At 39.1% G+C, this 4,232-nt stretch carries 5 protein-coding genes; 4 read left to right on the plus strand and 1 reads right to left on the minus strand.

The features are described from left to right. Positions 1–52 precede the first annotated feature (52 nt). Positions 53–892, minus strand: a complete 840-nt coding sequence (gene rlmJ / locus GQR46_RS16840) for a 23S rRNA (adenine(2030)-N(6))-methyltransferase RlmJ (RefSeq protein WP_121953748.1) — start codon at positions 890–892, stop codon at positions 53–55. 238 nt (positions 893–1,130) lie between these two features. Here rlmJ and GQR46_RS16845 point away from each other — a divergent pair, with 238 nt between their 5' ends. From GQR46_RS16845 to GQR46_RS16860, 4 genes are all read left to right on the plus strand, one after another. Next, on the plus strand, positions 1,131–1,361 hold the full coding sequence (locus GQR46_RS16845) for a hypothetical protein (RefSeq protein ID WP_007586448.1): 231 nt from the start codon (positions 1,131–1,133) through the stop codon (positions 1,359–1,361). Beyond that, entirely contained in the window at positions 1,361–1,666 is a 306-nt protein-coding gene (locus GQR46_RS16850; protein ID WP_007586447.1) for a cell division protein ZapA, read from the plus strand. The genes GQR46_RS16845 and GQR46_RS16850 overlap by 1 nt, the downstream gene beginning before the upstream one ends. 63 nt (positions 1,667–1,729) lie before the next feature. After that, positions 1,730–2,752, plus strand: coding sequence for an MBL fold metallo-hydrolase (locus GQR46_RS16855; RefSeq protein ID WP_165741618.1), 1,023 nt, complete (start codon positions 1,730–1,732; stop codon positions 2,750–2,752). Between the two features lie 55 nt (positions 2,753–2,807). Next, positions 2,808–4,232 (plus strand): LysM peptidoglycan-binding domain-containing protein (locus tag GQR46_RS16860; RefSeq protein WP_165741620.1); only part of this gene is annotated, 1,425 nt, incomplete at its 3' end.

Below are 4,232 nucleotides of genomic sequence, written 5' to 3' on the forward strand. Positions count from 1 at the left end.
AATGCCCAGCAAAGCTGGGCATTTTATTATTCGTTATAAGCGCTATTTAAAGTTACTCATCAACGAGTTGTTCACTTCGGTAAAAACCACTTGGCTCACTTAACAAACCAACAAGCTCAGGCATTATTGCATCCATTGTTTGCTTTAGCTTCCATGGAGGATTAATTACAATCATGCCCGATGCTGTCATACCGTGTACATCAGTATCGGCTTCAGTGCCTAATTCAAATAACTGAATGTTGCGCATTCCTGAATCAATTAAGCCCTGCTCCATATTATCAATGCGTTCTCTATCAACAACCGGATACCAAATCATGTAAGTACCTGTAGCAAAGCGCTGATGAGCTTTAACTAAGGTTTTTACAACCGTTTCGTAGTCATCTTTAATTTCGTATGGAGGATCAATTAATACACACGCTCTGCGAGATGCTGGTGGTAACAAACCAACTAAGCCTGCAAAACCATCCTCTCCACGTACACGAATAGATCGCTTACCTTGCATGTTTTCTTCAAGTAATAATAAATCGCGCGGGTGCAGTTCAAAAAACCAACCCTTATCTTGGCGGCGTAAGTAGTGCTCTGCAATTTTTGGTGAACCTGGATAAAACGCAAGTTCGTCAGTGTCGTTAAATGACTTAATTAATTCAATGTATTCATTAAGCTCAGCATGCTCACTTTTATGATGCCAAAGTTTTTCAATACCATCTTGATACTCTTGCGTTTTTTGCGCATCGGCAGCTGCAAGTTCAAAAAAGCCAGCACCTGAATGTGTGTCTATATAATCAAGCGGTTTATCTTTAATTGTTTGATAATTTAGCACTTGTGCCAGTACTAAGTGTTTAAGTACATCGGCAGGATTACCCGCATGAAATGAGTGTCTGTAACTAAGCATTATTTATTTTCGCCATACGCAATTTAATATCGTAAGTGAACCATAAGCACTAGGCTTTGGCAACTTACACCAAGATAAGAGAGTGTTTAAGTGAACCATTTCTGAATGAAAAAGCCCATATGCTGAATTATCCCTTAACGCAAAAGAAAAATCAGCTAAAACCACCGTAAATGCTGGCAAATCAACACACTTTGCTTTACATTTGCATGACATTAATTACAGTTATATGAGCGCCTTTATGAATAACACTACTCTTCAACAACTCGAACAACTGATCGATTCTTTAATCGAACGTAATAACCAATTACAAACAGATGTTGTTACTTTAAAAGAACAGAACACTAAACTAAGCGATGACAACGAATTGCTACAACTTGAAGCTTTAGAAAATGAAGAAAAGCAAAAAGATGCCAGCACTACTTTATCTGGTCTTCTTGATAAGTTACAAAGCGCACAACAGGCTAGCTAATGTCTGAGCTGCAAAACCAGCGGGTCACTGTTGAGTTGCTAGGTAAAGAGCAGCAATTTGCTTGCCCTGAAGGGCAGGAAGATGCATTAATAGCAGCAGCTAAAAATCTAAATGACTTAGTTGAGCAAATGAAGCAACGCTCAACCGTTAGAAACGATCAAAAAGCCCTACTAATGGCAGCATTAAACTTAAGCCACGAATTGCTAGAAGCAAAAACACAGGCTACAGTTGAGCAACAGCATCAAGACCAAATGATTGATAAACTCAGTCAGCATTTGGCAAATGACCCCAAACACCAAAAATAAAAAGCGCATACTGCGCTTTTTGTTTATTATTAAAGTAATTAAACATCAGCGTAGAGATAATAAATGAAGTTAAAACTTTCAAACATAGCCTCTTCATGTAAGCACTTACTATTAGCATGCACTTTATTATCAATAGTACCTAGCACCTATGCTGCCGTCACTTGGAATACAATAAACCCTCATATTCAGTTTTTAAAGCAACAAGACAAGCTTCGCTTTTACGACTCTAACCAAATGTTAATTGAAGGCGAGAAATGTGCCCTACTTGTTGATACGAGCGCCAATTTTGCTGCAGTTGAACAACTTGCTGAAGATTTAAAGAACCGCCTTAAAACACCCTTATGCTATTTAGTGGCTACCCACTACCATGACGATCACTTGCTAGGTATGGCGGTTATGCAAAATTTTTATCCTGATGCCAAGCTCATTGTTCATCAGCAGGTAAATAAAAATTTTAACCTTTATCAAACAGCATATACCGACAAGCTAGACACGTATGAAAAGAGCATTGAGCTGAGCTACCAACGATTAGCGAATGTGCCCAAAGAAGAGCAAGCTAAATGGCGAAATAAGTTAGAGCTTGCAAAAAAACGACTTTTTCGCTGGCAAGAATATCAACTTGGCGAACCAAAAATAATAATCGATAATCATAAAACTATCGACCTTGGTAGTTTTGAGATAACCATTGAGCCGCAGCAAGCCCATACTAACGGTGATTTAACTATTACTACTAATAATGGCAGTGTGCTGATTGGTGGCGATATCGTTGACTGGCTTCCTTACCCTGGACACGGTGAACTTAAAAGTTGGCAAACGTTGCTTAAGCAATATATTAACGACGAAAAGCTCACTATTATTTTACCTGGGCACGGCGGTACATTAACAAAAGAGCAGCTGAAACAGCCTCTATCATTTTTAACAGCCATAACAGAGCACGTTAAAAACAATAAAGATCAAAGTATTGAGCAGTTAATGCTGTCGTTTCCTGAATCAGTTATTGAGCCTTATAAACAAGAAGCGCTTAATATAAAATCGAGCAACTTCTTTTTACAAGCTGGCCTAAATCGCGCAAAAAGCGCAGAATAACTCAACACAACGGATTGTGTTAAAATAATAAAAGGAATTCACAAAAGTGATCACTATGCGCAGTTTGGTTTTATGTTGTTTGGGTATTTTGTTATTTGGTTGTCAATCAACGGAGCAAGAACCACAAGAAGCTCCACAAATATTTACTCATTTTGAGCCTGACTATACTTATGATATTGATGATGAAGTAGCTCAAACGCCCCAAGTTAGTGAGCACGTTACGCCACTTCAATTCAAAAAAACAATCGTAAAAAAGCGCCCACCAAAAACCACCGATCTGTGGGTGCATATAGCCAACAATCTACACTTTACGGTTTATCAAAATCGCGCGTTAAAAAAGCGTATCAGCTGGTACGCAAAGCAACCTAACTACTTACAAACTGTGAGTAAACGCGCAGCGCCTTACCTGTATCATATCGTAAAAAAAATTGAGCAAAAGCAACTACCTATGGAGCTCGCTTTACTACCATTTGTAGAAAGCGATTTTAGACCAACGATAGCCTCATCACAGCAAGCTGTTGGTGTTTGGCAGTTAGTTGGCGCAACAGCGCATCACTTTGGAGTTAAGTCAGACCAATGGTACGACGGTCGCCAAGACGTACTTGCTTCAACCGATGCTGCACTTGATTACTTAAGCTACTTACATAAACGCTTTGATGGTAATTGGCTACATGCTTTGGCTGCTTATAACAGTGGTGAGGGCCGCGTTAAACGCGCAATCGAAAAAAACAAAAAACGCGGTAAAAGCACCGATTACTGGTCACTCAGTCTGCCAAAAGAAACTGCCGACTACGTACCCAAGTTACTCGCTTTAAGCTATTTAGTTAAGCACCCACAAAAGGGCATTAAATGCCCAAAGCTTGCATATAAGCCATTTACAACACAGATGAATATAGGCCAGCAGTTCGACTTTTCAGTCATCGCTAAGCTCTCTGGTATAGGTTCAAAGCAGTTACACGCGATTAATCAGGGATATTTAAAAAATCAAAGCTCACCTAACGGGCCGCATACTTTACTGCTGCCTATAGGGCAAGAGGTCTTATTAAAAAGTCAGTTTTTTAAATCAAACTTTGCTGGAGAGTACATCGTTAAACAAAACGACACGCTTTACGGTATTGCTAGACGTTTTAGTATGTCGGTAAAAGCTTTAAAACAACTTAATAACAAAAATAATAATTTAATAGGCGTTGGAGAAAAGTTATTAGTTGGACAACCTAAAACCCTGCCAAGCACATTAACAGTTGATTACAAAATTAGCCCTTATTTAGAACACCAAGAGATTGCGATTCCCACCATTGAAATAGATTACGAAGTTAAGTCGGGCGATAGCCTTTGGAGTATAAGTCAGCTTTACGATGTACCCCATAGCGACTTGGCAAAATGGAACAAACTCTCTGCATCGAGCATTTTAAAGCCTGGTACTCAATTAGTACTGTTTATACCACAGGCTGAAAAGCAAAAAGCAGCCCCAACAAAAAAA

Source organism: Pseudoalteromonas sp. Z1A6, assembly GCF_011378745.1.
Classification (GTDB): domain Bacteria; phylum Pseudomonadota; class Gammaproteobacteria; order Enterobacterales; family Alteromonadaceae; genus Pseudoalteromonas; species Pseudoalteromonas arctica.